Here is a 25,859-nt window from a genome sequence, read left to right on the forward strand (position 1 = left end):
GGCTCACGGTACTCATCTCGGCCCAGGTCGCTGCCAGCCGGGACAGCGTCCGGCCCCCTGGTGGCCGCGTTCGGGGCGTCGGCCTCTGGGATGGAGGTGAAAACCACATCCGCGGCCTCGGCGACCTGACGCGGCGTATCGTGCCAGCGCAGGCCCGCGGACACGACTTGGTTTGCGGGGGCGTGTGTCGGGCTCGTCCGTGCAGGTGGTGTCCACCGGGCAGGAGACGGTCGGCCATCGCGCCCCGCATGTGGCCGAAGTCGGCGAATCCGAGCGTCAACATGCTGGTTGCCGTCATCGTGACGTCCTTTCCTCGAGGGCCGCATTCACGGCCAGCGGTATTGCCGGCACCCGGCCGGCCGTTATCCACCACAGCAGCAGGAACAGCCCGATCACCCCGTCCTGCACCAGAAGGCCCAAACTCAGCACCGTGAACAGGTGCACCTGCGGCTGCGTCATGCCGGGCAGTTCCCCCACTCCAGCGATCATCCACGGTGCCGGCATGCCGGTCATGAGCAAGGTCAGCCACACGGCGATGGCTTGCGAGGAGTCCCACATGGCGTGCAGCAGCACCACCACCACGTACCAGCCGACAACCGCGAGGCGAAGCCGGGGTCGCCCGCTCGGTGCGCGCGACGCCGTCGCGAACAGGACGCCGCCCAGCACCGAGGTCCACAACCCGTGCCCGACCGGGGCCAGCACCGCACGCAGCGCCTCGGTCTCGACCAGATTGAGCAGCGACAGGCCGTTGGAGGTGAACAGCGCGTTGAACGCGTATCCGGCGCTCTCGAACGCGGCGAAACCGAAGCCCACGGCCGCGCCGAGCACCATACCGTCCCTCACCGTGTAGCGAGGCAAGCGCAGGGCGATCAGCCAGAGCACGGCCAGCTTGACCCCCTCCTCGATCAGCGCGATCTGCAGATAGGCCCAGCTGGACACGCGTGCCAGCAGCACCGACTCCAGGACCGACGCGCCGAGCACACCAAGCGCGCCGCCGTAGACGAACGCGCCGAAGACACGCTCGGCGGTGACCACCGCGTCGCTGCGCCGAAACGCGAAAGTCACGAACGTGACCGGGACGAGAAAGCTGCCGAGCAGAATAATCGTCGGAACCACGTTCACATTGCCGGTCGCGAACGTCACCAGCACGCTCGCGGTCCACAACGCCAAACCGCCGAAGAAGACGCGGACCCAGCTCGGACCGAGGTGCGGCCGCTCGGCCCGGGCACGAGATGCCACGCCGATAGGCGTTACCGAAAGCGATTTCACCGCGCGCTCCTTCCGAGACCCCGAAGTGGAAGGTTCGACGAGGCATTCCATCCAGCATGCGCGCCGCGGCACACGCTGTCGCCCTGGCCAGCGGCCATACCGTCTACCTGCTAGCTGGAATTCCGATACTCCCGCTACTGCTCGGTGAAGGGCAGCTCGGCCACGAGCGTGGTGCCCTGAGCGGGCGGGCTCAGCACGGTCAGGACGCCGCCCAGCGCCTCCACCCGGTCGGCGAGCCCGACCAGCCCCGAACCGTGGCCGGTCGACGCGCGCCCGACACCGTCGGGGGCGCACCTCCAGACGCAATACCCCGCCCTCGATGTGCGCGCGTACGGTCGCGACCGACTAGCCCCGCGAACCCTGCGACGATGGCGCGCCCGCCGCCGCATCGGAGCGCTGCTGCTGGGTCGGAGCCAGCGACTGCTCGGCCGCCACCAGCGCATCGAAGTCCGCACGCATTGCATCCACCCGGTGCTTTTCCCTCCACGGTTCCTGCCCTACGTGCCGCACCCGGGTCCCGACGCGCCGCCTCCACCAGGGGGATGGAGTAGTCGTTGATGTAGGAGACGCCCGCAGTGGCGATCTGCCGGGCCCGGGCACGCTGGGCGGGGGTGTCGGCCACCAACCGTCCCAGCCCGCCCACGTGCTCGGGTAGGCCGCGATGGCCTCACGCCACCGCTGGAGGAACTGCTCCTGGCCGGTGAGGGCGAACCCGCGCTGGCCCGTCTCCGTATCGATGATCAGACGTTCCAGCCGGTTGGCCATCGTCAGGACCTGGGCGGAGCGCTGCTCGCGAAGCTGGGAGCGGCGCAGGTCGGCAAGGGCGGACAGCAGGATCGCGAACGCCGCGCCGACGATCAGCGCGAGCACGACTCCCGATAGCAGCGTGTCGGATAATGAGGGCATGGGCGGTACCAGGGTGGTCCTCGCCGACGACGACGTGCTGCTGCGCGAGGGGCTCGCCAGCCTGCTGCAGCGCTCCGGCCTGGACGTGGTCGGCCAGGCCGGCGACGCCGAGCAGCTGCTCGCCCTAGTCCGTGACGCCCAGCCCGAGCTGGTGATCGTCGACATCCGGATGCCGCCGACCAACACCATCGAAGGGCTGCAGGCCGCCGCGCAGATCAGAACGCAGCACCCCGAGGTCGCCATCTTGGTGCTGTCGGCACACGCCGAGGCCGAGCACGCCATGCAATTGCTGGCCAGCGGCGGCGGAATCGGCTACCTGCTCAAGAGCCGGGTCACCGACGTGGAGGAGTTCGTCGACACGGTCCGGCGGATCGCCAAGGGCGCCTCGGTCGTCGACCCGGCGCTGGTGCGGGAGCTGGTGTCGGCCCGGCATCGCGACGACCCGCTCGAGGTGCTCAGCGACAGGGAACGCGAGGTGCTGTCCCTGATGGCCGAGGGCCGATCCAACGCCGGCATCGCCCGCCAGCTGTGGGTCACCGAGGGCACCGTGGAAAAGCACGTCCGCAGCATCCTCACCAAGCTTAGCCTCGCCGAGACCAGCGACGATCATCGCCGAGTACTGGCCGTCCTCACCTTCCTCCAGGCCCGCTGAGCGACCAACGGGCCGAACAGGAAGGCTCGGTCGACATCGTGGAGCGCGGTTGGCAGGGTCTCGGGGCGGGTGAGGTCGCTCGCGACGATCTCGACGTCGTCGGGCAGGTCGCACGCGGCTGGGTCGCGGGTGATGGCCCGGACCTTCTCGCCTGCGTCGAGGCGCGATCAGTTGACCCAGTTGATGGCGCGGGTGCTCGATCACCAGACGCATCGCTGACCGCAGCCTGCGCCCTGCGTGGCTCGAAGGCGATAGCCGTGATCGCCCGCCTCAACCCGGTCATCCGGGGTTGGGCGAACTAGTCCACGGAGGCGACGGCCTTGGCGGCCAGGTTGCGCCAGAGCATCGCGGTCGGGCGCACGTTCGTCTCGCCGAGCGAGACGACGGGCAGGTCGAGCGGTACGCCGCCGGCCATCGCTCTGCGCCACCTCGTGGGAGTTGCACGGGGTGAGGTCGGAGGCGGTATTGACGATATTCGGCACCTTATGGACAGTTCGGGGGATTCAGCATGTTCTGTGGAGGAAGCAGCAGGGGCATGGACCATATAGACGCGTACTGGCGGGCGGCCAACTATCTGTCCGTCGGTCAGATCTACCTGCTGGACAATCCGCTGCTCGCCGAGCCGCTGCGCCCGGAGCACATCAAGCCGCGCCTGCTCGGCCACTGGGGCACCACGCCGGGGCTGAACTTCTGCTTCGCTCATCTCAACCGGGTGATCAAGGAGCGGGACCAGGACATGATCTACATCTGCGGTCCCGGGCACGGCGGTCCCGCGGCCGTGGCGCACGCATGGCTGGAAGGGTCATACTCCGAGCGTTATCCGGACGTTTCGCAGGATGTCGAGGGGATGCGGCGGTTGTTCCGGCAGTTCTCCTTCCCCGGCGGGGTGCCGAGCCACGTCGCGCCGGAGACGCCGGGCTCGATCCACGAGGGCGGCGAGCTGGGGTACGCGCTCGCCCACGCCTACGGCGCCGCGTTCGACAACCCGGACCTGGTGGTGGCGTGCGTCATCGGGGACGGCGAGGCCGAGACCGGCCCGCTGGCCGCGAGCTGGCATTCCAACAAGTTCATGGATCGCCGCCGCGACGGCGTCGTACTGCCGATCCTGCACCTCAACGGCTACAAGATCGCCAACCCGACCGTGCTGGCCCGCATCCCCGAGCAGGACCTGCTCAAGCTCCTGGAGGGGTACGGCTACCGCCCCCACCTGGTCGGCCCTGACCACCAGGAGATGGCCGGCGCCCTGGACGCCGCGTTCGAGCAGATGGCCGCCTACAAGAGCGGCGAAGCCGACCGGCTGCCGATGATCATCCTGCGCACGCCGAAGGGCTGGACCGGCCCGCGTGAGGTGGACGGCAAGCCCGTCGAGGGAACGTGGCGCGCGCACCAGGTGCCGCTGGCCAAGGTCCGCGAGAATCCGACGCACCTGGCCATGCTCGAGGAGTGGATGCGCTCGTACCGCCCAGAAGAGCTGTTCGACGCCGGCGGCCGCCCCAGCCAGGACATCCTCGGCACGGTGCCGCGGGGGACGCGCCGGATGAGCGCGAACCCGCACGCCAACGGCGGCGAGCTGCTGGAGCCGCTGCGGCTGCCGGACTTCCACAGGTACGCGATCGAGGTCAAGTCGCCCGCCACGCAGACGAGCGAGCCGACCAGGGTGCTCGGCGAGTTCCTGCGCGACGTGATCGCGGCCAATCCGCGCACGTTCCGGCTGATGGGCCCCGACGAGACGGAATCCAACCGGCTGCAGGCCGTGTTCGAGGCGACGGACCGGGCCTGGGACGCCGAGCTGCTGCCGACCGACGAGAACCTCGGCTCGGGCGGCCGCGTGATGGAGGTGCTGTCCGAGCACCTGTGCCAGGGCTGGCTGGAGGGTTACCTGCTGACCGGCCGGCACGGGCTGTTCAACTGCTACGAGGCGTTCATCCACATCGTGGACGCCATGTTCAACCAGCACGCCAAGTGGCTGGAGTCGGCGCAGAAGATCTCGTGGCGGCGGCCGGTGGCGTCGCTGACGTACCTGCTGTCGTCGCACGTGTGGCGGCAGGACCACAACGGCTTCAGCCACCAGGACCCGGGCTTCCTCGACGTGGTCGTGAACAAGAAGGCGTCCGTGGTCCGGGTCTACCTGCCGCCGGACGCCAACACGCTGCTGTCGGTGGGCGACCACTGCCTGCGCTCCCGCGACTACGTCAACGTGATCGTGGCCGGCAAGCAGCAGGTGCTGGACCTGTTCACCATGGAGGAGGCCGTCGCGCACAACACGCGCGGCCTCGGCATCCTGCCGTGGGCCTCCACCGACGAGGGCGTGCAGCCGGACGTGGTGCTGGCCTGCGCGGGCGACGTGCCGACCATGGAGACGCTGGCCGCCGCGGCGCTCATCCGCGAGCACCTGCCCGAGCTGAAGGTCCGGGTCATCAACGTGGTCGACCTGATGCGGCTGCAGCCGCAGTCGGAGCATCCGCACGGGATGCCGGAGGCCGAGTTCGACACGCTGTTCACGACGGACCGGCCGATCATCTTCAACTTCCACGGCTACCCGTCGCTCATCCACCAGCTCACCTACCGCCGGCACGGGCACGGCAACCTGCACGCGCGCGGCTACAAGGAGGAGGGCACCACGACGACGCCGTTCGACATGGCCATGCTGAACGACATAGACCGCTATCACCTGGTCATGGACGTCATCGACCGCGTCCCCGGGCTGGGCTCCAAGGCGGCGCACCTGCGGCAGCGGATGAGCGACGCTCGGCTGCGCGCCCGCGCGCACACCCGTGAGTACGGCGAAGATCCTGTGGAGATCAGCTCGTGGACATGGCCGGCCGAATTCTCGTCCTGAACACCGGCTCCTCGTCGATCAAGTACGAACTGGTCGACGTCCGCACCCGGGACCGGCCCGCCAGGGGGCTGGTGGAACGCATCGGCGAGGCCGGCCCAGGGCGGCTCACGCACCGGGCCGGCGACGATCCGCCGTACGTGCGCGAGCGGCCATTCCCCGGGCACGGCGAGGGGCTGGACGCGATGATGGAGGCGTTCGCCGCGGCGGGACCCGACCTGGCGCCCGTCGCGGTCGGACACCGGGTCGTGCACGGCGGCACCCGCTTCACCGAGGCCGTGCTGATCGACGACGGGGTGATCGCGGCGATCGAGGAGCTGGCACCGCTCGCGCCCCTGCACAATCCGGTCAACCTCACCGGGATCAGGGTCGCGCGCAAGGCGTTTCCCGGGGTGCCGCAGGTGGCCGTGTTCGACACGGCGTTCCACCGCACGCTGCCGCCGGAGGCGTACACGTACGCCGTGCCGCGCGAGTGGGGGGTGCGGCGCTTCGGCTTCCACGGCACCTCCTGCGCCTACGTGTCCCGCCGCGCCGCCGCGTTCCTCGGCCGTGACCTGGCGAGCCTCGACCTGATCGTGCTGCACCTGGGCAACGGCGCGAGCGCCACCGCGATCGCCGGCGGACGCAGTGTCGACACCTCCATGGGCATGACGCCGCTGGAGGGCCTGGTCATGGGCACCCGCTCGGGCGACGTCGACCCGGCCCTCGCCGGCTACCTCGCCCGGGTGGACGGGCTCGACGCCCAGCAGATCGAGCAGGCGCTCAGCCGCCGCGGCGGCCTGCTCGCGCTGACCGGGACCGGTGACATGCGTGAGGTACGCGGCCGGGACGACGAGGCGGCCAGGCTCGCGCTGGAGATCTACACCCGGCGGATCCGCAAGTACGTCGGGGCCTATTACGCGCTGCTCGGCGGGGTGGACGCGATCGTGTTCACCGGCGGGGTGGGCGAGCACGACGCGGCCACCCGAGCCGCGTCCCTGACCGGGCTCGACCGGCTCGGCATCACCGTTGACCCGGCGCTCAACCAGGCCGGCGCGAGCGGCGAACGGGCCATCTCGCCGGCGGAGGCGGAGGTGCCCGTGCTGGTCATCCCGACCGACGAGGAATGGGAGATCGCCCGCCAGGCCCTCTCCCTCATCCCCGGCTCCTCTTGAGCGAAGGGCGACCGTGGGAGGATGGGAGCCGTGTCCTCCGCGTCATCAGCGCTGCGGCTGTCGAGGGCCGTCGTGTTCGCGACGGTCTGCGGCGCCGTGTCGGCCGGCGGTCACGCGCTGGCGGGCGGCGGGCTGGTGCCGTTCGAGGTCTATCTGGCCGGCGTGCTGGCGGTGCTCGCGTCGGCGTACCTGATCGACGGCCGCGAGCGGGTCGGCCGGCGTCCCCGGCTGGATCTGGGCCGCACTGGCGGCACTCGTCGCGCTGGGAGCGTTCATCGGGCTCAGGGGCGTGCGCCGCGGGCCCGAGCGGGAGGACGTGAATGCGGATTGACCAGGCCAGACACCTCGCGCGGCGCTGGGTCGCGGAGGAGGGCGTCGCCCTGCCCGGGTTCGGCGGAGCGTTCCTGACCGGGTCCGCGCTGTGGGCGGACGGGGACGAGGAGCTGCCTCCGACCTCCGACGTGGATGTCATGGTGCTCGCCGACCCGTCCGCCGCCCGGATCGGGAAGTTCCGGTACGAAGGCGTGCTGCTGGAGGTCTCCTGTCTTCCCGGGCTCGGGTCCGCACGCGACGTGCTCGGCGACTACCACCTGGCCGGCAGCTTTCACCTCCCGTGCGTGCTCGCGGACCCCACGGGGCAGCTCACCGAAGTGCAGCGGGTCGTTGCCCGCGACTTCGCCGCCCGGCCCTGGATCCTGGCCAGATGCCGCAACGCGATGGACCGGGTACGCGCGTGGATCACCGGCGTGGACGCCTCCGCGCCGCTACACGACCAGGTTGCCTCGTGGTTGTTCGGCACCGGGGTGACCACGCACGTGCTGCTGGTGGCGGGTCTGCGGAACCCTACGGTGCGCAAGCGGTACGCGGCCGTGCGGGACCTGCTGGCCGAGCACGGGCGGCTCGACTACCACGAGGTGCTGCTGGACCTGCTCGGATGCGCGGAGCTGAGCCCGGAGCGCGTGCAGCGGCACTTGGTGGCGCTGGAGAGGGCGTTCGACGCGGCCGTGTCCGTGCATGCACCCTCCTACCGGTTCGCCTCGGACATCAGCGAGGCGGGCCGGCCGCCGGCCATCGACGGGAGCCGGGAGCTCATCCGGCGCGGGCTGCACCGGGAGGCCGTCTTCTGGGTGGTGGCGACGTACGCGCGGTGCCTGGCCAAGCGGGCGGCGGGCGGGGTCTCCGGGTACGAGGACGGGTTCATGGAACTGCTGGGCGACCTAGGCGCGGCGACGGCCGCCGACCGCCGCCGCCGGGGCGACCGCGTCCTGTCCGCCCTCCCGGGGCTGTGGGAGACCGCCCACTCCCTTTGCGACCAGCCGCCTCCGCCCCGCTTCCACGCCTGAATCGGCCTGCAGGCGCTAGTGACGATCCCGCCCACGTCGAAGAGTTGGTCCGTCGCCATCGTCCTGACAGGTGGGCGCCCCAAGCTGGTATCCCGGCGGGCGTCGCAGAACCTAACCTGCGCGCGGGGCGTCGAGGTCCTCGGCTTCGTCAGTTCTGGGGTCGCCTTTGCGCTTACAGCCGAGAAGGAAGCGCGTGACGGGGACCAACCCAGGACGGCGGCTTGGGTCAAGTGGAAAACGTCGTGGAAGCGGTAGTCGTCGTCGATGTGTGAAGCACGAGCACGAAGACCGGGATCTGGCGGGCGCTAGGGAGGCTGTATGGAGCGGGCCCGGCATCGCGTTGAGGACCGAGCCCGGGGCCTTTGAGGTCACGAAGCGGGCGCTCATGCCTCGAACAGATAGTCGTTGATGTATCGCCGGTCGCGCACTATTCCGGCATCGGCAACCGTGAAGGGGGCATCGGTATGCACGTACTCCGAGCCCGCCATACGGCCGGTGCGCGCAACACGCGAGAGGTCCAGAAGGCCGTCGACAATGAACGCCTCAGCGATATGGACTGCCACCACCTGGCCGATGACCAGACGGCTTTCCCCTCCGCCGCACTCGATGATGCGGTGGAGGACGCATTCAAAGCTGACCGGCGACTCGGAAACGCGCGGAACGCCGACTCTCGACGAGGGTCCTGGAGTGAAGCCGCAGCGCGCGAATTCGTTGACCGACGCGGGCCAGGTGGTCGAGGTGTCGACCATCTTCTGGTCATATTCCGCAAGGACAAGGTTGTATACGAACTCCCCTGTGTCCTCGATGTTGCGAAGGGTGTCCTGCTTGTCGTCAGGGGGGATGGGGAGTCGTGTTGACGTGAAGGCAAGCATCGGTGGATCGCTCGAGACCGCCGTGGTCAAGCTGAACGGTGCGAGATTCGGCACACCGTCGGAGCCGACGGTCGAGATGAGCGTGATCGGCCTTGGCACGATGGAACCCATGAGGAGCATGTAGGAACCGAGATTGTTCAGCGCGGCGGCGTTACGGTTCATGCTCACCCGGGGCCTCCTTCGGCATCCGATGGCAGGCCGTGTTCGGTGGTCGACAGAGAGGGTTGCAGGACGTGGGGATTCGAGCAACGACAGTGGAGGCCGTGGCCCACGCGGCCGATGGCGCGGTGGGCGGACTGCTTGATCTTCCCGTTCTGGTGAATGTCCTCGCGCAGATGAAATTCGAGCGCCCCGCCCAGGACTGTCCAGCAGTTACCGGTCTGGAATATGTCAAGGACGTGGCATTCCATGTGCGTTGGCGACTCCCTGACGCGAAGGGCGCGAACACGTGAGGACGGAACGGCCGTCAGGCCGGCCCTCGAGAACTCGCTCGCATGCGGCTCGCGTGGGCCCTGGATGACCGGAAGGGCCGACGCGAGACTCTCGTCCACCCCGTTGAGAACGAAGTCTCCACTTGCTCCCAACTGGTCGAGCAGTTCCTGGCCTCGGCCCCCGCCATCGGCAGGATCAATCGTGAAGTATGGCATAGGCGGAAACGGGCATGCCGATGAATACCATTCCAGGACGTACAGATGCGGAACTCCGTACGCGCCCGTGGTCGAAACAATCGCGAGCGGGCGAGGTGCGATCGCCTCTTCGAAAAGCGACCTCACCTGCCCCGGGGAGAGATCCTCAGCACGAATGATCATTCTCGGTCCCTCCGATGAGATCATCCGTCGTGAGCGCGGACGAGCGGGGGTTTTCGTCGTTGCGCCACCGCGCGCCGGACATCGGCTCGCTCATGAGGTGAGCCATTCCTGGAAAGCCTGCTCCATCGCGGCCCGGTTGCTCGCCAGCCACTCAGCGTTGAGCTGGTAGGTTTCGCCAGATTCGAGGTAGGTGGTCGGGAGATACGGCTTGGCCGCCGAATCGACTTGATTCAGGGCCTTGCGGTTGACGGGCCCGTAGGCGAAACGGCCGGTCATCGCCGCATTGTTCTGGGCCGAAAGGATATGGCCGATGAGTTTGTGTGCCGCGGCCGCGTTCGGTGCGCCCTTCGGGATGGCGAGGTAGCTCCCTGACAGGCCGTACTGATTCCACACGGCCCTGACGTCCACGCCGGCATCGCGCATGAGCTTGATGCGACCGTTCGGGATGTGCCCGATCGTCACCTCGCCCGACGCGAACAGCTGCTGACCTTGGTCCGTCGTCTCGTACCAGATGATCGACTCCTTGATCGTGTCGAGCTTTCGCAGGGCGCGGGGGATGTCGAGCGGATACAGCTTGCCGACCGGGACGCCATCGGCGATCAGCGCCGATTCGAGGCCGGTGGAGCCGGTGATGCGCTTGTCCAAGGCCCGCTTTCCCGGAAACCGCTTCAGGTCGAACACATCGGCCCAGCTCTGTGGCGCGCTGCTCAGCTTGTCCGCCCGGTACGCGAGGACGGTGGTGTAGACCATGAGGCCCACACGATTCGGCCACGCGGCACCGTCGAGCAGTTCCTCGCGCGGGAGCGAGGTGTAGTCGATGGGCTCGAACAGCGCCGCCGAGTCCCCGATGCCGAAATCGTTGTCGATCTCCACCAGGTCCCAGGTGACGTTCCCGGACGCCACCATCGACTGGATCTTCGCATAGTCCGCGGGTGAGTCCTGGACGACCTTCGTGCCGGTGGCCGAGGCGAACCGCTTCAGCCAGATCTCGCCTTCCGCCTCCTGGTAGTCGCCACCCCAGCCGGCGAACACCAGGCTAGCCGCGGCCGTTCCCGCGGCCTCTCCACGGCCGCACGCGCTCAAGACGCCGGGCAGGGTTAGGGCGGCGCCTCCGCCCAGCATCGCGCTCTTCAGGAAGCCTCGTCGGGAGGTGAGAAACCCCTGATCTGCCATTTCGTTGCCCACAATCATTCTGTCGTGCTCTGGTGCTGGTAAGTGACCCAAATCTTGCGGTATGGGCCGGTGGCACGCCAGGTGCCCGACGTTCCCCTGGGCGTCACGATCACGTCGCCGGCCTGGGCCCGGAGGACGGTTCCGCCCGTCGTGATCTCGACCTCACCCTCCAGGAGGAGGGCCATCTCGTCGTGCCGCCACTCGATCTCCCGTTGGAGCGAGGGTCGCCGCGTCAGCCCGAAGTCGAGCTTCCCGTCCGCCGAGGAGAAGGCGGTCAGTTCCTCTCCCTGCGGATCGCCCTCGGGCGGCTCGGGAAACGCCGGCCCCCAGGTCTGTTCGGACGGCCGGATCACCCGGATCTCGGGCGACGCGGCCGGCGCCTTTCCCTCCGCTTCTCCTCGCCGTTTCCGCACGAATTCGAGGGCGGCCTGGGAGTGGGGAATTCCGTCTCGCAGCGCCGGATCGGGGATCGGGTCGCCGTAGTGCAGGTGAACGGGAATGTGGCCGGCCCAGACGTCCAGCAGGCCGTCCTCGGTGTCGGCGTCCACGGGCCCGCCCGCGTTGGCCTTGGCGGAGGCTTCGTTGATCGGTAGGCGCAGGATCGCCGTCGCGTTGAGTTCTTTCTGGCTGGGGTGACGCGCTTCGGGCCACCGCCCGGGGATCAGCTGGTGCATGAACGCTTCCAGCGCGTCCAGCTTCTCTCGGGGGTCGGTCACCGCCTCGGCCTGCCCGAGCAGCACTACGCTGCGGTAGTTGACGTCATGTTCGAACACCGACCGCGACAGGACGATTCCGTCGAGGAGCGTGACCGTCAGACACGCCGGCATGCCGCCGCCGACCTGGCGTAGCGCCCGGCTCGCGGACGAGCCGTGCACATAGACGACATCGCCGACACGGGCGTGCAAGGTGGGGATGACGAAGGGCTGGGCATCGTGGACGAATCCGAGATGCGCGACCATCCCCGCATCGAGGATCGCGTCGATGCTCTCGCGATCGTAGGCGGCTCGTCCGTGCTCGCGGATCGCCTGAACCCGTCGAGTGGGTGGGGTGTTAGCCATGACCTTGAGTTTTCCGGTCACTGGACCGGTAGAGTAGGGCCAGTCGAGGGGTGAAAAGTGAGACCAGTTCGTCCGGCTGGCGATGAGCGTAGCTCAGACTACGAGGCTCTCCGCGAATTGCTCGTGGCACTCGACCGCGACGTTCGCACGCCCCTACGGCGGCAGTTGGAGATTGCGATCCGTGACGCCATCCGCACCGGGCGGCTCCGGCCGGGAGTGCGCTTGCCGTCGTCCCGAGATCTCGCCCGAGGGCTGGGAGTCTCCCGTGGCGTGGTCGTGGACGCCTATGACGCGCTCGGCGCACAGGGCTTTCTCGTGCTACGGGACCGGGCGGTTCCCCTCGTGGCCCCTTCTGGAGGCATGCCCGCTGTGGCGCGCGAGGTGGAGGAGCCGGTCGTCCCGTCGTGCATATTCGACTTCACGGCGACCACACCGGATGTCTCACTCTTCGGTCGCCGGGCGTGGCTGCGAGCGTTCGAGCAGGCGTTGCGAGCGGCGCCCGACGCCGACCTCGACTATGGCGATCCCAGAGGCGCGCTGGATGCCCGGCGCGTTCTGGCGGACTACCTCGGCAGGGTTCGAGGAGTGGTCGCCTCGCCTGCCGCCATCACTGTGGTCCAGGGATTCAGCCAGGCGATCGACATCGGGTTCCGCCTGCTAGCCGCCTCAGGTGCCCGGCGGGTGGGCTTTGAGGATCCGTCTTTGGACGAGCAGTGGGAGACGGCGCGGCGCGCCGGGCTCCAGCCGGTGCCCATACCGGTCGACATGGATGGCATCCGCGTCGATGAACTGAGGGCGATCGATCCGGACGCGGTGGTGGTCACACCCGCACACCAGTTTCCGACGGGAAGCGTCCTGGCCCCAGCACGCCGCCGTGCCCTGCTGGACTGGGCCGCTGATCGCGGCGCGCTGGTGATCGAGGACGACTACGACGCCGAATTCCGGTACGACAGGACACCCGTCGGGACCCTGCAGGGCCTCGACCCCGCGCATGTGCTCTACGTTGGGACGGTGTCCAAGACGCTGGCGCCCTCGCTGCGCCTGGGTTGGACGGTGGTTCCGCCAAGGCTCCGGGACCGGTTCGTCGAGGGGAAGCTGTACGCCGATGGCGGATCCCCGACACTGGACCAGCTCGCACTGGCGCACCTGTTCACGTCCGGAGCCTACGAGCAGGAGGTGCGGCGCGCACGAGCCGTATACCGCAAACGCCGCGACACGCTGCTGGACGCCCTCGGTTCGTCGTTGCCGGAATGCAGGGTCGTCGGCATCGCCGCGGGGCTGCACGTGCTCCTGCGGTTGCCGCCCGGATCCGACGAGGCGGCGGTCGTGGCCGCGGCCGAAGGCCGCCGGCTGAGAGTCCGGGCGCTGGGCGACTTCCGCCTCGGCGACGCAAGCTTCGACGCCGCCCTCGTACTCGGCTACGCCCGCCTGTCCCAGCCGGCGATCGCGCCGGCCGTGCGTGAGCTCGCCGCCGCGGTGTCCGCCGCCAGCTGACCGGCGGAGCGATCGACGACCGGCGTGGCGCTACACCCCCGGGTCGGCGAGCACGACACCGTCGTGCGGCTGCCAGCCGAGCTCCACGTCTTCGCCCGCCGCCACGCCGGCACTCGCACCGGCGGCCTGGACACGCGCGTTGAGCACCGTCCCGTCCGGAAGGGCGACGGAGTATCTCCGTGCGTTCCCGAGGTACACGACCTCCTTCACCGTTCCGCGAGCCCGGTTCGTTCCCGCGTCGAGGCTCGTGCCCGGCGGCAGAAGCTGAACCCGTTCGGGACGGATCACGAACGCGGCGGCATCTCCGGGGTTCAGGCCCTCTCCCCTCGACTCGACATGGACCTCCCCGCCGGCCCAGCCGAAGCGGGGTGTGGGCCGCCCGGCCAGGAGTTTTCCGCGCACGATGTTGGAGTCGCCGATGAAATCGGCGACGAACAACGTGCTCGGCCTCTCGTACAGATCTTCGGCCGTTCCGATCTGCTCGATACGGCCCATGTTGTAGATCGCGATGCGGTCGCTCATGACCAGCGCCTCTTCCTGATCATGGGTGACGTAGACCACGCTGATACCGAGCCGGCGGCTGATGCGCATCACTTCGAGCTGCAGGACCTCACGCATCTTCTTGTCCAGCGCGCCCAACGGCTCGTCCATCAGCAGGAGCCGAGGTTCGAAGACGATGGCGCGCGCGAAGGCGACCCGCTGCTGCTGCCCACCGGACAACTCCCGCGGCCTACGCCCACCCAGGCCCTGGAGCTGCACCAGCTCAAGTGCCGAATTCACCTTCCTGGACAGCTCCCCGCCGGAGACGCCGCGCATCTTCAGCGGGAATCCGACGTTCTCCGCTGCAGTCATGTGGGGGAACAGCGCATAGTTCTGGAACACCACGCCGATGTCCCGCTTGTGGGGCCGCAGCCCGGAGAGGTCCTGCCCGTCCAGGACGATCTCGCCCGAGGTCTGCTCGACGAAGCCGGCGATCATGCCGAGTGTCGTGGTCTTGCCCGAGCCGGACGGCCCGAGCAGGGTGAGGAACTCCCCGGCGCGGGCCTCCAGCGAGATCCCATCGACCGCGACCGAGTCGCGGTACCGCTTCACGACGTCGCGCAGCTCGAGCGTGCCGGTGCCGGTCTCTCTCATGCGGTTCGCCTCCTGTTGCCCAGGACCATCACCACGACGAGCAACACGACTGTCACGGAGGTGAGCAGGGTCGCTACAGCGGCAATCGTCGGATCGAGATTCGTGCGGAGCTGGCTGAACATCTGGACTGGCAACGTGCGTGTCGCCGGGTCGCTCAGGAAGAGGCTCACCACCACCTCATCCCAGGAGGTAATGAAGGCGAAGAGCGCTCCCACAGCGATGTTGGGTAGGAGAAGCGGAAAAGTCACCGTACGGAATGTCCGAAATGGACCTGCACCAAGCGTTTGCGCGGCACGTTCCAGCGTTCGGTCGAGCTGCCGTATGCCCGCACCCACGCTGACAATGGCGAATGGGAGGGCAAGCACCGTGTGCCCCAGAACCAGTCCCAGGAAGGTTCCCGTGAGCCGCCAGTGGCTGAAACTGCTGAAGGAACCCACCGCGACGATCACGATCGGAACGAGCATCGGACCAAGGAAGAAGGCGTTGAGCAGCGACTTGCCACGGAACCGGACACGGTCCATGCCCAGCGCGGCCGCTATCCCCAGGGCGCTGGTCAGCACGGTGACCACCAGCCCTACGCCGAAACTGTTGAAAGCCGCCGAACGCCATTCATGGCTGGTGAAGAGATTCTCGTACCAGCGGGTACTCAGGCCCTTCGGCGGGAACTGCAGAATCGGGCTGGACGAGAAGGACATCGGGACGGTGATCACCGCGGGAAGGATCAGGAAGCCGGCGATCAGCGCGCCCAGCAGATACAGCCATAGGGCCGGTCGGCGCTCTCTCATCGCCCGACGTCCGTAAGGTCGCTCAGCTTCGCGAAGCGGCTGCCGGCGGCGAGTACCACGAGGGTAGTGGCCAGCAGCACCACACCCAGCGCGGCGCCGGTACCGAAGTCCAGCTGCCCGCTGAACCGCTGCACGATCAGCTCACCCAGCAAGATGTCCTTCGGACCGCCCAGCAGGCTCGGCGTGATGTAAAAGCCCAAAGATAGGCTGAAAACGAGAAGCACGCCGGCCACCACTCCCGGCATGGTCAGCGGTAGATAGACCAGCCGGAAGGCTCTCGCCGGCGGGGCGCCGAGCGTCTCAGCCGCCCGGACCAGGCCCGGATCGATCCGCTTCATCGCGGCGTATATCGGCAAGACCATGAAGGGCAGGAGGACGTGCGTCATGCCGATCACCACTCCGGTCAGGTTGCGCACGAGCGGTATCGGCTCGTCAATGACTCCCGCGGCTCGGAGCGCTTCATTGATCAAGCCGGTGTCCTGGAGCAACGTCACCCAGGCGAAGCTACGCACCAGCACGCTCGTCCAGAAGGGCAGGAGCACGGCGGCGAGAAGGACGCCCCTCACCACCTTCCCGCAGCGGCAGAGCAGGTAAGCATAGGGGTACGCGATCAGCAGGCAGAATCCCGTGATAAGCACCGCAACCTTGAAGGTCGTGAACAGCACCCTCGGATACAGCGGACTGCCCAACAACGCAGAGTAACTCCCGAAAGAAGGGGCGCGAAGGCTCTCCAGGGCCATTCCGGCCAAGGGTGCGACAAAGAAGATCCCCAAAAAGGCGGTGGGGACGATGAGGGTCAGCAGCCATCCGCCGTCCCGGGCAAGTCGCGAGGCGGCGGTTGACGCGACCCGGCTCATGGGTGCGCGATCACTGGCCTGTCGACGACCCGTGGTGCTTTCGCTCCTACCGATGGTGGGCGCACGCTCACTGACAGGCCGAACGCGTTGGGAGAGTGGGGTGTCCGACATGAGCTGAGTCTTCCGATGGCTGGCCCCGGTATACCAGGGCCAGTGGAAGGCGGAACGATGAGGCCAGTTTGCGAACGCTCTCCGCTTCTGCCCAACAGGCCAGGTTGCGTCCACGGGAGTGGTATGCGAGTAGGGCCTGGTCACAGGCGTGGCGTCGTGAAATGGCGAAGCCCCGCTGGACATCGGCAAAGCCAGCGCGGTTCCAGCTCGACCACCACGTCCGGAGCGACCGGAGTGTGCTCGAAGCCGAGACACCCCGGCCAGAACTCGGCCTGGGAGGCGGGCTTCCTGTGCCCCGATCAGATGACGTTGACGGCGTCGAGGAAGCGGGCGGCGAGCTCGGTGTCGCCGGTGACCGTCACGTCGCTGTCGCGCCAGGATGACCCCATCGCCACTGAGCGGCGCGGGCGGCGGTGTGCCCGGCCGCCACGGCTAGCCCGGGTTCCGGTCGGCGGGGGTGATCACCCGCAGCAGCTTGGCCAGCCGGGCCACTTTGGTGAAGCAGCCGGTGTGGTAGGTGCCGGCCCACTGCGCCCGAACGTGACCGGCGCGGCGAACCCGCCGCGACGGCGCATCGCGGGCACGGGTGACGCTCGCCCTCATCGGCGTCACCGGTGTGTTTGAGAAGAAATCAACCTCTCTGGCGATCACAACCGGCCCCGGGAAGCCTCCTGGTGATCTTCTCCGGTAATCGAGCGTTTATGAGAACGCTATGCCTGTCGTTTGCGAGTGGGGGCCGTGTCAGTGGGTGTGGTCGGCTCGGCGCCACCAGGCGGCTGTGGCGCGGGCGCCGACCGCGGCGGTGGCCAGCACCAGTGAGAATCCCAGCGGCCCAGGCTGGTCCTGGTCAGGGCTGGCCAAGCCGGCGTACAGGGCCGGGACCGACCAGGGAAAGTAAGCGCCGTAGCCGAGGGCGGCGATCACCTGGGCAGTGAACACGATGATGAACATGGCGCCCACGGCGGGCAGGTAGCCGCGGCCGATGCTGGCGCCAGTGCGAGCGGGGTGGTAAGCAGGGCGGTGAGCAGGCCGATGATCACGATCTGGGTCAGGCCGTGCACCGATGGGGCGCTCCAGGCGGGCAGGCCGAGCGCGGCGCCGATGAGCAGCCCGAGCAGGCACATCCAGGCGGCCAGCAGCCGCGCCCAGCCGGTGTCGAGGGTGAATTTGGCCGCGACGATGGCGGTGCGGGAGGTGCGGGGCGAGCAGGTCTTTGGCGGTGTGGTCGCTGAACTCGCGGCCGAACAGCCAGATGGCGAGCATGACGGCGACGGCGACGGTCTGGGCGAGCAGTGCGAGTTGGCCGGGCCAGTCGGCGCTGGCGCCGGACAACTGGGCTTTGTCGCCGAGCAGGCCGAACGCCCGAGCCCGCCCGACCTCCTACCGCCTGGACAAGATCGCCAAGACATCTGGTCACCGGCATCGCCCGAATAGAGCTCCTCAGTCAGTGAGCGGTCCAGCCGCCGTCGACCGGCATGATAGCGCCGGTGATGTAGGAGGCGGCGGGGCTGGCCAGGAGGAGGGCCGCTGCGGTGAGTTCGGCCGGGTCGGCCCAGCGGCGGATGGGCACTTGGTGCTCGAGGAATTCGCGCACGTGCGGGTCGTCGTCGGCCCCGTCGTTGAGCGGGGTGCGGAATGGGCCGGGAGCTAGGGCGTTGACGCAGATGCCGGTGCCTGCGAGCTCGACCGCGAGGCTCCGTGTGAACTGGACGACGGCTCCTTTGCTCGCAGCGTAGCCGGTGCGGCCGGCGGCGCCGACGAGACCGAGGGCACTGGCAAGGGTGACGATGCGACCGTATCCGGCGGCGCGCATCACTGGTACGGCTGCTTGGCAGGTCAGGAACATGCCGACGACGTTGACCTCCAGGCAGCGCCGCAGGGTGGTCACGTCGAGTTCCTCGATTTCGCCGCGTGCCTGGATGCCGGCACTGGTGACCAGAATGTCAAGGCGGCCATGGCGGGTGACGACAGCGTCGAAGAGGTGGCGAACACCATCTTCGTCGGTGACGTCGCAGGCTATGCCGAGGGCGCGTTGGCCGGTGGTGGCCGTGATGTCCGCCGCGGTCCGCTCGCAGGCCTGCTGGCGTCGGCCACAGACCACGACTGTGCAGCCCGCGTGGGCCAGCGCGACCGCGATGGCCTTGCCCAGGCCGGTCGAGCCGCCGGTGATCAGAGCCACCTGGTCGGTGAGATCGCCGCCGGGAAAGGTCCTGGCGAGCGTCGGTTCAGGCATGTCGGTACCTCTCATCGTGCGCCGTTGGGTCGGCGGAAATGACTCTTGCCGATGCTCTGGTCAGCTCTCTCGGTGCGCCATGAGAAGGATGGCGCGATTGTGTGCGGCGTGACCTCGGTACAGGTGCGGGAGAGCGGCATCGAACCGGATCGAATCGCCTTCGGCCAGTTCGGTGGGGGAGTCGGCGGGGCCGGTGGTGATGTGTCCTTGGGTGAGCACGAGACATTCCTCGACGCCGCGCAGGTGGGAGTCGGAGTGCTGGGTGCTCTGGGCGATGGCGATGTCGTAGACCTCCACGGTGCCGCGCAGCCTGATGCGGTGGAGAAGACGCGCGCTGACCGCGTCGCCCTCGACCTGCGGTCGCCTATCGCTGACGCGTACCACCTCGACCGTCGAGGCGGGCGTTTCCAGCAGCTCACCGAGGGACGCCTTCAGCGCGGTGGCCAAGGCCCACAGAGTGCTCAGGGTCGGGTTGCCCTGGCCCTGTTCGATGCCGTGCAGCGTGGTCTTGCTGATGGCGCTGGCGGATGCCAGGTCGGCCAGCGATATGCCGGCTGCCGTGCGCAGCCGGTGCACGTTCTGCCCTACCACTTGCGTAAGATCCATACGTATCATCATAGTGATATGCCTGTACCAGCAAAATGGGTCGAGTTTGGAGGCGACATGACGGTGACGCGGCTGCGTGACATCCCGGGCATCGGCGTGGATGCCGTTGGTGACGCGGCCGACGCCGTGGGGAACCCAGAGTTCTTGCGACTGGAAAATCTCGACACCGACCTGCGGCCGCCCGCCGTTGCCATCGCCGCCACGCATGCCGCCATCGACAACGACGCGGCCAACAGCTATCTGCCGTTCCAGGGGCATCGCTCCCTTCGCGCGGCCGCCGCGGCGCACGTCGGGCGCATCTCAGGGCGCCGCTATGACGCCGACACCGAATGCGTCAGCGTGGCCGGCGGGCTCAACGGCATCCTCAACACGCTGCTCGCAACCGTGGAACCCGGGCAGGAGGTTGTGCTGTGCGACCCCGTCTACGCCGGCCTGGTCAATCGGGTACGGCTCGCCGGCGGCATCCCCCGCTTCGTCCCCGCACAGCCCACCGCGGACGGCTGGACCATCGACGCCGAACGACTCGCCGACGCCGTCGGACCCGATACGGCGGCGGTCCTGATGATGGGACCGGCGATGCCGACCGGCCTCGTCCTGGACGATCGTCACTGGTCCGCCCTCGCTGACGCCTGCGAACGCCATAACGCTTGGCTGATCTACGACGCGGCCATGGAACGCATCCGCTTCGACGGCCGCCCTCCCAGCCACCCGGCAGCCCACGAGGGCCTGGCTCGGCGCACCATCACCGTCGGTTCCGCCTCCAAGGAACTGCGGCTCATCGGCTGGCGCGTCGGCTGGGTCATCGGCCCTGCCCCCATCATCGCCGACGTCCGCCTCGTCGGCTTGACCAACGTCGTCTGCCAGGTCGGTCTGGCCCAAGACGCCGTGGCCGCCGCACTAGACGCGCCCGACGCCGACGCCGACGTCGCCGCCGCCACCGCCGAATGGCAGCGGCGCTGCGAGATGGTCCTGCACCAGCTCGCCGCGTACCCGGTCATCCGACCGCACGGCGGCTGGTCGCTCCTCATCGACACCAGACCCTTGGAGCTGACCGCCCTCGAACTATCCCAGCGCCTGTTCGACCGGGCGAAGATCGCAGCCACCCCCATGGACGGCTGGGGCCCCAGCGGCAGACATTACGTGCGGATCGTCTTTGCCAACGAGCCCGTCGAACGCCTCACCAGCCTCAGCGAGCGCTTCCACCTGGCCATCCATGACCGGCCGGAAGCCCCCAGGCACCGATAAGAAGGGCCTATCGTGATCATCGACAACAATGCCGGAGGCTCCCGCCGATGTCCTCCCGGCGCAGGCGCCCGATCGCTCCGGTGGTCGACATCGTGTTCAGCGCTGGACCACTCCGACCTCCTGCTCGCCAGGTCCCCGGTCTTGACTCGGCTCCCGCCCCGCAACGGGCGGGAGCCGTCCGTTTGATCGATACTCACCCGGCGACGCCATCGGCAGCCCTTATGGCACCCGGGACACGCCGCGATCCGGGCGAACCAGGCCTGCTCGGCGTGGCGCAGCGGACGAAGCTCGCAGCCCAGATGCGGTTTGGCGGCTCTTCGCACGTTCCTTAACGGCACCCAACTCGCTCGCCCGCCCTCGCATGCCTGGAGGCCCCCTATGCCGGTCAGTTTCCTGTCCGCCGAGCAACGTAGCCGATACGGCGTCTTCAACGCCGTGCCCGACATCGCCCAGCTGGGCGCCTTCTTTCCACCTAGATGCCGATGACCGGCACCGGGCGATGGCCGCCAACGGCGCGCGCAACCAGCTCAGCTGGTCCCTGCAACTGGGCACAGCACGGTTCTTGAACTGCTTCCTGGACGGTCCCGAGGACGTTCCCGCCGCGGTGGTCGACAACGTCGCCGAGCAGCTCGGCCTGCAGGCAGCCGACCTGAAGGGGCATGGCGAGAAGGAGGCGCGCTGGGATCATCAGGAGCAGATCCGCACCGGTTACCTCGTCCACGACGGCGATGTAGCCGTAGCAGGGCGGGCCGTGCCGGTAGCCGTTGGCGGCATGCTGCCGCTGGCCGCGCACGACTGCAGGAAGTACGGCTGCCGCGCGGCAATCAACGCGGTGAGTTCCCTGGACGGAGCCGCCAGGTTCAGGCTCTGTAACTGTCGGCGCGCTCGACGTGGGCGATCCGAATGTCGTAGTACTCATACCAGCGCTCGCGTCCCAGCCGTTGCGCCTCCAGGTGCTAGACGTCGGCCTTCCAACCGGCGATCGACTCGGCGTCGGCGTAGTAGATCACCGTCAGTTCGTGGCCATCGGCTCTGGCGACGGACTCGCGGTCCAGGTAGCCCGGCCACTTGGTGCCGAGCTCGACCATCCGGGCCGCCATCTCGTCATATCCCTCTAGGACACCGTGACGCCGAGCAGGTGGCCCAGGCCGAAGGTCACCGTTGCGGCGCCCACACCGAGAGCCAGTTGCCGCAGGCCGCCCAGCCACCATGGCCGCGCCGTCATCGCCGCCACCGCCGCGCCGAACCCGAACAGCCCCAGCACGCTCAGCACCACGGCCAGCACCAGGCCGGACGCGCCGAACAGGAACGGCGCCAGCGGCACCAGCGCCCCGGCCGCGAACGCGCCGAACGACGAGGCGGCGGCCACGTACGGCGAGGGCAGATCGTCCGGGTCCACGCCCAGTTCCTCGCGAACATGTACCCGGAGCGCCTGCTCGGGATCGGCCGACAACCCCGCGGCGACCCGCCGCGCCAGGTCGGCGTCGAGGCCGCGGGCCCGGTAGAGCGCGGCCAGCTCCGCCTGCTCGCCCTCCGGGTTGCGGGCCAGCTCGCGCCGCTCCACGGCGATCTCCGCCCGCATCAGCTCGGTCTGGGACTTCACCGACGTGTACTCGCCGGCCGCCATGGAGAACGCCCCGGCGGCCAGCCCGGCGAACCCGGCGAGCACCGCGGCCCGCCCGGCGCCCGCGGCCCCCACGACGCCGGCGATCAGCGCGAAGTTCGACACGAGCCCGTCCATGGCGCCGAACACCGCCGGGCGCAGCCAGCCACCGGTGACGTCGCGGTGGTGGTGGTGCTGCTCGGGAGAGTACGGTCGGGTGAGCTCGATGGTCATGTAATTCCTCCGCTTTCGGGTGCCTTGTCCCAAATTTAGGCATACGCCGACAAGATCCGCAACGAAGGAGAGGCTTTCCTGAGCTGGGGAAAGGCCGTCTCGATGAGCGTTTCGTTACGCTACGTGCGCGGGCATGTGCGCACGAAGCCTGGGTAAGCACGTCCGCACGACATCCACGGGCACGCATGCGCACACGAGAACCCCCGCGGGCGATGCCGCGGGGACATCGGTGTGCTGGTGCAGGTGCCGGTCAGACGTGGGCCGGGGCTGGAGCGGGGGCGACCGTCTCTACCTCGGGGACCTCGGTCCCGGAGCCGCGGATCAAGGCGTCGCAGTCCACGATCGCCTCCTCCAGCAGCCGCCGCAGCAGCGCGTCCGGGTCCGGGATGCAGGCCTGGACGATGCCCACCACCGACAGTTGCACCGCGTTCGGCGCGGCGTACCTGCGGAACCCCTTCTGCGTGATCCGGGCTGCCCGGCTGAAGCGCCTGGCCTGCTCGGTCGCGTGCGGCACCTCCTCCATCGCCCGGCGGCTCTCGGCGCTCAGCCGCCCGGGCGGGACGCCGTCGAGCCTGGCCAGCATCTCCTCCGCCGCGAGCACCGAGACGGCCAGCGCGAGCTGGCGTTCGGCCGCGGCCACCGGCAGCGCCGTCGTCGCGCAGCGCAGCGCGATCCGCGCGTCCACGCGCAGGTCGTCGCTGGCCAGCCCGATGATCGACGGCACGAGTCCGACCAGCTTGGCGCGGCTGTCGTCGCTGACGTTGTCGTTGACCAGTCGGGCGAGTGCGGCCAGCAACGGATGCGTGCAGGCCGGATGGTCGCTCCACCGCTCGCCGGCCAGGTAGGAGGCCAGCTCCATGAAACAGGCACCGCGTTTCGGGTTGCGATGTCTGCCGCGGGACAGGACCGGCAGGTGATCAAGGTGATTGTCCACGGATGCTCCACTGCTCCACGCGATCGCCGTCTATCCAGTCTGCGCCGTCGTGCGCGTCAACGCCAGAGACGGACCGTCTTCGTCATGAACGTTTCCTCCGCCTGCCCCAGATCGGTGTCCAGAAACGTCACCTGGCCTGGCGACGCTCGCTGTGCCCGGCATCGCGGTGACCGCGTCGTCCTGCTCACCTCGGCCGCGCTCATCGCCATCTCGGCAGCGCACAAGCTGAAGATAACCTGACTGTGATGGGACAATCACTTTACGTCACAAGGCAGCGCGCGGGATCCTGATCGACGTGGACGGATTCCTCGATGAGACCTGCGGCGGGGTGACCGAGCTGCGCGTGCACGGCGTCGCCGGCACGCCGCCGGAGGACACGCTCAACCACCCTCACCCCCGGCGGGTCGCGGGCGACGGCGTCACCGGATTCCACCGCCGCTGGTGGCCGGGCGGGCGGCCGTCGGGCGACGACGCGGACGTGCCGGAGCAGCGCCGCCGCGAGGCGTACGCGTGGGGTGGCCTCACCTCCGGCGGCTGGAGCGTGGCGCTGTGGCTGCCCCTGCTGCCGTTCTCGCTGGCGAACCTGTCCTACTTCATGCTGCCCAGACCGGCGCGCGGCGCCCGGCTGCGGCACGTCACGGAGGCGGCCCAGCGGCTGTTCGCGTTGCTGCTCACCGGCACGCTCGTCGGCGCCGTCACCCGGGCGGCGGTCGACCTCGTCGGCTGGCAGTGCACGGCTGCGGGAGGGGCCTGCACCCGCGACGCGGCTCCCGGCTGGCTGAGCTGGCTGGGCGCGCTGTGGGGGAGCGAACCGTCCAAGCGGCTGGCGGTCACCGCGCTGGGGCCCCTGCTGGTCGTCGTGGTGCTGTGGTGGCCGGCCCGGCGCACCTGGAAGCGTGACGAACGGACCGCCATCCCGCCCGGCGGCGTGCTGCGGGCCGGTATGCCGCGGGCCGGTGTGCCGTGGGCCGGTGTGCCATGGGCCGGTCTGCCGCTGGCGCGGCCGCGGCTGTGGCACGGCGGCGCGCCGGTGTGGCGGCTGCGGGTCGTGCACGTCGCCTTCGCGTTCGCCTCGATCGGGCTGGCCGTGTCCGTGCCGTTCGCGGGCACCCCGCGAGGGCTGGCGCTGACCGTGGCCAACGCCGCCGTCCAGGCCGCGGCCGTGGTGCTGGTGCTGCTGCCGTGGATCGCCAGACGGCTGGATCCGGGGGAGGGGGTTCCGTGGTGGCTCACGTACGCGTGCCGTGGACTGAGGGTGGCCGCGCCCCTGGTCCTGGCGGCCACGATCGTGCTGGCGCTGGCCGGTCTGGGCGCCGGCGCGCCCGGGCGGCGGCTGCCCGGCGCGGAGATTGGAGCGCTCCATTTGGCCCTGATGGCCGGGGCCGGGGGATTCATCCTGCTCGCCACCTGGGTGCTCGCCTGGATGGACCGCCCGGCCGTGCCGCCGGCGCTGGGCGGCCTGGCCGGCTGGTTCACGCTGATGATCGCCGCGGGCGCCGCGCACGTGCTGGGGCTCGGCCTGCTGTTCTGGACCGCCACCTCCCTCGGCGGGCCGGACCGCGGGATCGTCCTCGGCGACCCCGTCTGGTGGACGGCGGCCCTGGTGCCCCTCCTGCTGCTAGGGGTGCTCGCCGTCGCGCTCGTCCTCCGGCTGATCCACAAGGCCGAGACGGCCAGGCTGGCGCCGCGGCTGGCGCATCACTACGGCCAGCGCCACGGCGGCGCGGTCGCGGGCACGTGGGCGCTGGCCGCGCTCACCGACCGCGCCGGGCTGGTGCTGGCCGTGCTCACCGGCGCCGGGGTGGCCGGGTTCGCCGCGGTCACCGTGATCCACCGATTCCACCTGTTCACCCCTGCCGGCGGGGTCGCCGGGCTGCCGGCCGCGACGGGGAGCTGGGCCATGGCCGCGGTCGTGGCCGGCCTGGTGCTGCTCGGCCGCCGTACCTACACCGACCTCCGCCTGCGCAGGACGATCGGCATCCTCTGGGACGTGTGCACATTCTGGCCCCGCGCCGTCCATCCCCTCGCCCCGCCCTGCTACACCGAGCGCGTCATCCCCGAGCTGATCGCCCGTATCGGCAGACTGGCCAGGACCGATCGGGACCAGGTGATCCTGTCCGGGCACAGCCAGGGCAGCGTCATCGCCGCCGCCCTCGTGCTGCAGCTCGAGCCCGAGCTGCGGCGGCGCATCGGCCTGCTCACCCACGGATCGCCGCTGCGCCGCCTGTACACCGCCTTCTTCCCGGCCTACTTCGGCGCGCCGGCGCTCGCCGCGGTACGCGACGCGGTGCCCTGGCACAACCTCTACCGGCTGAGCGACCCCATCGGCGGGCCCGTGTTCCGGCGGGTGGACCCGCTCGGCGAAGGGCCCGGCGGCGGCGACGGCGTCGACCGGTTCTGCTGGGACCCGCCGCGGCCCCGGCCGGGACAGCCGCTGCACGAGGCGCGCGGGCACGGCGACTACTGGCTCGACCCGCTCTACGGCGAGGCGCTCGACCGGCTGACCAGGGTCAAGCGCTGAAATTATCTTTTAGTTCACCCCGAAGTCTTG

26 protein-coding genes and 2 pseudogenes are annotated in these 25,859 nt (G+C 69.3%); 10 read left to right on the forward strand and 18 right to left on the reverse strand.

Translation table 11 applies throughout. The annotated features are described in order from the left end of the window. Positions 1–294: 294 nt before the first annotated feature. Together Q9G87_RS33595 and Q9G87_RS33600 are read right to left on the reverse strand one after the other, a co-directional pair. Entirely contained in the window at positions 295–1,149 is an 855-nt protein-coding gene (locus Q9G87_RS33595; RefSeq protein WP_305920563.1) for a PrsW family glutamic-type intramembrane protease, read from the reverse strand. A 465-nt stretch (positions 1,150–1,614) separates the two neighbouring features. Further along, on the reverse strand, positions 1,615–2,175 hold the full coding sequence (locus tag Q9G87_RS33600; RefSeq protein ID WP_305920564.1) for a CHASE3 domain-containing protein: 561 nt from the start codon (positions 2,173–2,175) through the stop codon (positions 1,615–1,617). Here Q9G87_RS33600 and Q9G87_RS33605 point away from each other — a divergent pair. From Q9G87_RS33605 to Q9G87_RS33615, 3 genes are all read left to right on the forward strand, one after another. Beyond that, positions 2,174–2,827, forward strand: a complete 654-nt coding sequence (locus Q9G87_RS33605; RefSeq protein WP_305920565.1) for a response regulator transcription factor — start codon at positions 2,174–2,176, stop codon at positions 2,825–2,827. The two genes, Q9G87_RS33600 and Q9G87_RS33605, sit on opposite strands and share 2 nt — an antisense overlap. A 535-nt stretch (positions 2,828–3,362) precedes the next feature. After that, positions 3,363–5,666, forward strand: coding sequence for a phosphoketolase family protein (locus Q9G87_RS33610; RefSeq protein ID WP_305920566.1), 2,304 nt, complete (start codon positions 3,363–3,365; stop codon positions 5,664–5,666). After that, the gene (locus tag Q9G87_RS33615; protein ID WP_305920567.1) at positions 5,642–6,817 is read left to right on the forward strand and encodes an acetate/propionate family kinase; all 1,176 of its coding nucleotides are present in this window, start codon (positions 5,642–5,644) and stop codon (positions 6,815–6,817) included. The genes Q9G87_RS33610 and Q9G87_RS33615 overlap by 25 nt, the downstream gene beginning before the upstream one ends. 45 nt (positions 6,818–6,862) lie before the next feature. Here the strand turns inward: Q9G87_RS33615 and Q9G87_RS33620 are convergent, their stop codons facing one another. Further along, entirely contained in the window at positions 6,863–7,093 is a 231-nt protein-coding gene (locus Q9G87_RS33620; RefSeq protein WP_305920568.1) for a hypothetical protein, read from the reverse strand. 44 nt (positions 7,094–7,137) lie between these two features. On the opposite strand from Q9G87_RS33620, the gene Q9G87_RS33625 reads away from it, so the two are divergent. Then, a complete protein-coding gene (locus Q9G87_RS33625) occupies positions 7,138–8,160 on the forward strand; it encodes a hypothetical protein (RefSeq protein WP_305920569.1) in 1,023 nt (340 codons plus the stop codon). Positions 8,161–8,348: 188 nt separating this feature from the next. On the opposite strand, the pseudogene Q9G87_RS61370 reads toward Q9G87_RS33625, so the two are convergent. From Q9G87_RS61370 to Q9G87_RS33645, 5 genes and pseudogenes are all read right to left on the reverse strand, one after another. Then, a pseudogene (locus Q9G87_RS61370) lies at positions 8,349–8,426 on the reverse strand (hypothetical protein); the annotation flags it as partial. Positions 8,427–8,543: 117 nt separating this feature from the next. Further along, entirely contained in the window at positions 8,544–9,194 is a 651-nt protein-coding gene (locus Q9G87_RS33630) for a flavin reductase family protein (RefSeq protein ID WP_305920658.1), read from the reverse strand. A 2-nt stretch (positions 9,195–9,196) separates the two neighbouring features. Beyond that, positions 9,197–9,865 (reverse strand): flavin reductase family protein, encoded by a 669-nt coding sequence (locus tag Q9G87_RS60860; protein WP_371825861.1) that lies wholly within the window; start codon positions 9,863–9,865, stop codon positions 9,197–9,199. Between the two features lie 66 nt (positions 9,866–9,931). Beyond that, positions 9,932–11,032 (reverse strand): extracellular solute-binding protein, encoded by a 1,101-nt coding sequence (locus Q9G87_RS33640; protein ID WP_305920571.1) that lies wholly within the window; start codon positions 11,030–11,032, stop codon positions 9,932–9,934. Further along, positions 11,029–12,072, reverse strand: coding sequence for a pyridoxamine 5'-phosphate oxidase family protein (locus Q9G87_RS33645; RefSeq protein ID WP_305920572.1), 1,044 nt, complete (start codon positions 12,070–12,072; stop codon positions 11,029–11,031). Before Q9G87_RS33645 ends, Q9G87_RS33640 begins: the two co-directional genes overlap by 4 nt. 123 nt (positions 12,073–12,195) lie before the next feature. On the opposite strand from Q9G87_RS33645, the gene pdxR reads away from it, so the two are divergent. Further along, positions 12,196–13,566: a MocR-like pyridoxine biosynthesis transcription factor PdxR gene (pdxR, locus tag Q9G87_RS33650; RefSeq protein WP_305920573.1), complete on the forward strand. Its 1,371-nt coding sequence runs from the start codon at positions 12,196–12,198 to the stop codon at positions 13,564–13,566. A gap of 30 nt (positions 13,567–13,596) precedes the next feature. Here the strand turns inward: pdxR and Q9G87_RS33655 are convergent, their stop codons facing one another. The 5 genes from Q9G87_RS33655 to Q9G87_RS33675 form a co-directional block, all read right to left on the reverse strand. Continuing rightward, positions 13,597–14,700: an ABC transporter ATP-binding protein gene (locus Q9G87_RS33655; protein ID WP_305920574.1), complete on the reverse strand. Its 1,104-nt coding sequence runs from the start codon at positions 14,698–14,700 to the stop codon at positions 13,597–13,599. Continuing rightward, positions 14,697–15,485, reverse strand: a complete 789-nt coding sequence (locus tag Q9G87_RS33660) for an ABC transporter permease (protein WP_305920575.1) — start codon at positions 15,483–15,485, stop codon at positions 14,697–14,699. The genes Q9G87_RS33655 and Q9G87_RS33660 overlap by 4 nt, the downstream gene beginning before the upstream one ends. Next, positions 15,482–16,342 carry an ABC transporter permease gene (locus tag Q9G87_RS33665; RefSeq protein ID WP_305920576.1) on the reverse strand — a complete coding sequence of 287 codons (861 nt, stop codon included), beginning with the start codon at positions 16,340–16,342 and terminating at the stop codon, positions 15,482–15,484. Before Q9G87_RS33665 ends, Q9G87_RS33660 begins: the two co-directional genes overlap by 4 nt. A gap of 543 nt (positions 16,343–16,885) precedes the next feature. Next, positions 16,886–17,056, reverse strand: coding sequence for a hypothetical protein (locus Q9G87_RS33670; RefSeq protein WP_305920577.1), 171 nt, complete (start codon positions 17,054–17,056; stop codon positions 16,886–16,888). Between the two features lie 138 nt (positions 17,057–17,194). Further along, a complete protein-coding gene (locus Q9G87_RS33675) occupies positions 17,195–17,404 on the reverse strand; it encodes a hypothetical protein (RefSeq protein ID WP_305920578.1) in 210 nt (69 codons plus the stop codon). Positions 17,405–17,485: 81 nt separating this feature from the next. On the opposite strand from Q9G87_RS33675, the gene Q9G87_RS33680 reads away from it, so the two are divergent. After that, positions 17,486–17,887, forward strand: a complete 402-nt coding sequence (locus Q9G87_RS33680) for a hypothetical protein (RefSeq protein WP_305920579.1) — start codon at positions 17,486–17,488, stop codon at positions 17,885–17,887. Positions 17,888–17,897: 10 nt separating this feature from the next. On the opposite strand, the gene Q9G87_RS33685 is transcribed toward Q9G87_RS33680, so the two are convergent. Together Q9G87_RS33685 and Q9G87_RS33690 are read right to left on the reverse strand one after the other, a co-directional pair. After that, positions 17,898–18,686, reverse strand: coding sequence for an SDR family NAD(P)-dependent oxidoreductase (locus Q9G87_RS33685; protein WP_305920580.1), 789 nt, complete (start codon positions 18,684–18,686; stop codon positions 17,898–17,900). A gap of 60 nt (positions 18,687–18,746) precedes the next feature. Continuing rightward, the gene (locus tag Q9G87_RS33690) at positions 18,747–19,292 is read right to left on the reverse strand and encodes a helix-turn-helix domain-containing protein (RefSeq protein ID WP_305920581.1); all 546 of its coding nucleotides are present in this window, start codon (positions 19,290–19,292) and stop codon (positions 18,747–18,749) included. 57 nt (positions 19,293–19,349) lie between these two features. Here Q9G87_RS33690 and Q9G87_RS33695 point away from each other — a divergent pair, with 57 nt between their 5' ends. Together Q9G87_RS33695 and Q9G87_RS60865 are read left to right on the forward strand one after the other, a co-directional pair. Beyond that, a complete protein-coding gene (locus Q9G87_RS33695; protein WP_305920582.1) occupies positions 19,350–20,537 on the forward strand; it encodes a pyridoxal phosphate-dependent aminotransferase in 1,188 nt (395 codons plus the stop codon). A gap of 499 nt (positions 20,538–21,036) precedes the next feature. Next, positions 21,037–21,201: pseudogene (locus Q9G87_RS60865) on the forward strand (DUF4158 domain-containing protein); the annotation flags it as partial. Positions 21,202–21,493: 292 nt separating this feature from the next. On the opposite strand, the gene Q9G87_RS33705 reads toward Q9G87_RS60865, so the two are convergent. From Q9G87_RS33705 to Q9G87_RS33715, 3 genes are all read right to left on the reverse strand, one after another. Continuing rightward, the gene (locus Q9G87_RS33705) at positions 21,494–21,637 is read right to left on the reverse strand and encodes a hypothetical protein (RefSeq protein WP_305920584.1); all 144 of its coding nucleotides are present in this window, start codon (positions 21,635–21,637) and stop codon (positions 21,494–21,496) included. 14 nt (positions 21,638–21,651) lie between these two features. Continuing rightward, the gene (locus Q9G87_RS33710) at positions 21,652–22,374 is read right to left on the reverse strand and encodes a VIT1/CCC1 transporter family protein (RefSeq protein WP_305920585.1); all 723 of its coding nucleotides are present in this window, start codon (positions 22,372–22,374) and stop codon (positions 21,652–21,654) included. Positions 22,375–22,624: 250 nt separating this feature from the next. Further along, positions 22,625–23,308, reverse strand: a complete 684-nt coding sequence (locus Q9G87_RS33715) for a hypothetical protein (protein ID WP_305920586.1) — start codon at positions 23,306–23,308, stop codon at positions 22,625–22,627. 84 nt (positions 23,309–23,392) lie between these two features. On the opposite strand from Q9G87_RS33715, the gene Q9G87_RS33720 reads away from it, so the two are divergent. Beyond that, on the forward strand, positions 23,393–23,548 hold the full coding sequence (locus Q9G87_RS33720) for a hypothetical protein (protein WP_305920587.1): 156 nt from the start codon (positions 23,393–23,395) through the stop codon (positions 23,546–23,548). Positions 23,549–23,603: 55 nt separating this feature from the next. Next, entirely contained in the window at positions 23,604–25,829 is a 2,226-nt protein-coding gene (locus tag Q9G87_RS33725) for a hypothetical protein (protein WP_305920588.1), read from the forward strand. The last annotated feature ends 30 nt before the right edge of the window (positions 25,830–25,859 follow it).

The organism is Nonomuraea turcica (genome assembly GCF_030718205.1).
In the GTDB taxonomy this organism is placed as follows: domain Bacteria; phylum Actinomycetota; class Actinomycetes; order Streptosporangiales; family Streptosporangiaceae; genus Nonomuraea.

Coding starts and splice junctions, on each gene's coding strand:
- Q9G87_RS33605 (WP_305920565.1), top strand. CDS start 2,174: ATGGGCGGTACCAGGGTGGTCCTCGCCGACGACGACGTGCTGCTGCGC.
- Q9G87_RS33600 (WP_305920564.1), bottom strand. CDS start 2,175: ATGCCCTCATTATCCGACACGCTGCTATCGGGAGTCGTGCTCGCGCTG.
- Q9G87_RS33610 (WP_305920566.1), top strand. CDS start 3,363: ATGGACCATATAGACGCGTACTGGCGGGCGGCCAACTATCTGTCCGTC.
- Q9G87_RS33615 (WP_305920567.1), top strand. CDS start 5,642: ATGGCCGGCCGAATTCTCGTCCTGAACACCGGCTCCTCGTCGATCAAG.
- Q9G87_RS33620 (WP_305920568.1), bottom strand. CDS start 7,093: ATGAACGCTCCCAGCGCGACGAGTGCCGCCAGTGCGGCCCAGATCCAG.
- Q9G87_RS33625 (WP_305920569.1), top strand. CDS start 7,138: ATGCGGATTGACCAGGCCAGACACCTCGCGCGGCGCTGGGTCGCGGAG.
- Q9G87_RS33630 (WP_305920658.1), bottom strand. CDS start 9,194: ATGAACCGTAACGCCGCCGCGCTGAACAATCTCGGTTCCTACATGCTC.
- Q9G87_RS60860 (WP_371825861.1), bottom strand. CDS start 9,865: ATGATCTCATCGGAGGGACCGAGAATGATCATTCGTGCTGAGGATCTC.
- Q9G87_RS33640 (WP_305920571.1), bottom strand. CDS start 11,032: ATGATTGTGGGCAACGAAATGGCAGATCAGGGGTTTCTCACCTCCCGA.
- Q9G87_RS33645 (WP_305920572.1), bottom strand. CDS start 12,072: ATGGCTAACACCCCACCCACTCGACGGGTTCAGGCGATCCGCGAGCAC.
- Q9G87_RS33655 (WP_305920574.1), bottom strand. CDS start 14,700: ATGAGAGAGACCGGCACCGGCACGCTCGAGCTGCGCGACGTCGTGAAG.
- Q9G87_RS33660 (WP_305920575.1), bottom strand. CDS start 15,485: ATGAGAGAGCGCCGACCGGCCCTATGGCTGTATCTGCTGGGCGCGCTG.
- Q9G87_RS33665 (WP_305920576.1), bottom strand. CDS start 16,342: ATGAGCCGGGTCGCGTCAACCGCCGCCTCGCGACTTGCCCGGGACGGC.
- Q9G87_RS33670 (WP_305920577.1), bottom strand. CDS start 17,056: ATGAGGGCGAGCGTCACCCGTGCCCGCGATGCGCCGTCGCGGCGGGTT.
- Q9G87_RS33675 (WP_305920578.1), bottom strand. CDS start 17,404: ATGTTCATCATCGTGTTCACTGCCCAGGTGATCGCCGCCCTCGGCTAC.
- Q9G87_RS33680 (WP_305920579.1), top strand. CDS start 17,486: ATGATCACGATCTGGGTCAGGCCGTGCACCGATGGGGCGCTCCAGGCG.
- Q9G87_RS33685 (WP_305920580.1), bottom strand. CDS start 18,686: ATGCCTGAACCGACGCTCGCCAGGACCTTTCCCGGCGGCGATCTCACC.
- Q9G87_RS33690 (WP_305920581.1), bottom strand. CDS start 19,292: ATGGATCTTACGCAAGTGGTAGGGCAGAACGTGCACCGGCTGCGCACG.
- Q9G87_RS33695 (WP_305920582.1), top strand. CDS start 19,350: ATGACGGTGACGCGGCTGCGTGACATCCCGGGCATCGGCGTGGATGCC.
- Q9G87_RS33705 (WP_305920584.1), bottom strand. CDS start 21,637: ATGGCGGCCCGGATGGTCGAGCTCGGCACCAAGTGGCCGGGCTACCTG.
- Q9G87_RS33710 (WP_305920585.1), bottom strand. CDS start 22,374: ATGACCATCGAGCTCACCCGACCGTACTCTCCCGAGCAGCACCACCAC.
- Q9G87_RS33720 (WP_305920587.1), top strand. CDS start 23,393: ATGAACGTTTCCTCCGCCTGCCCCAGATCGGTGTCCAGAAACGTCACC.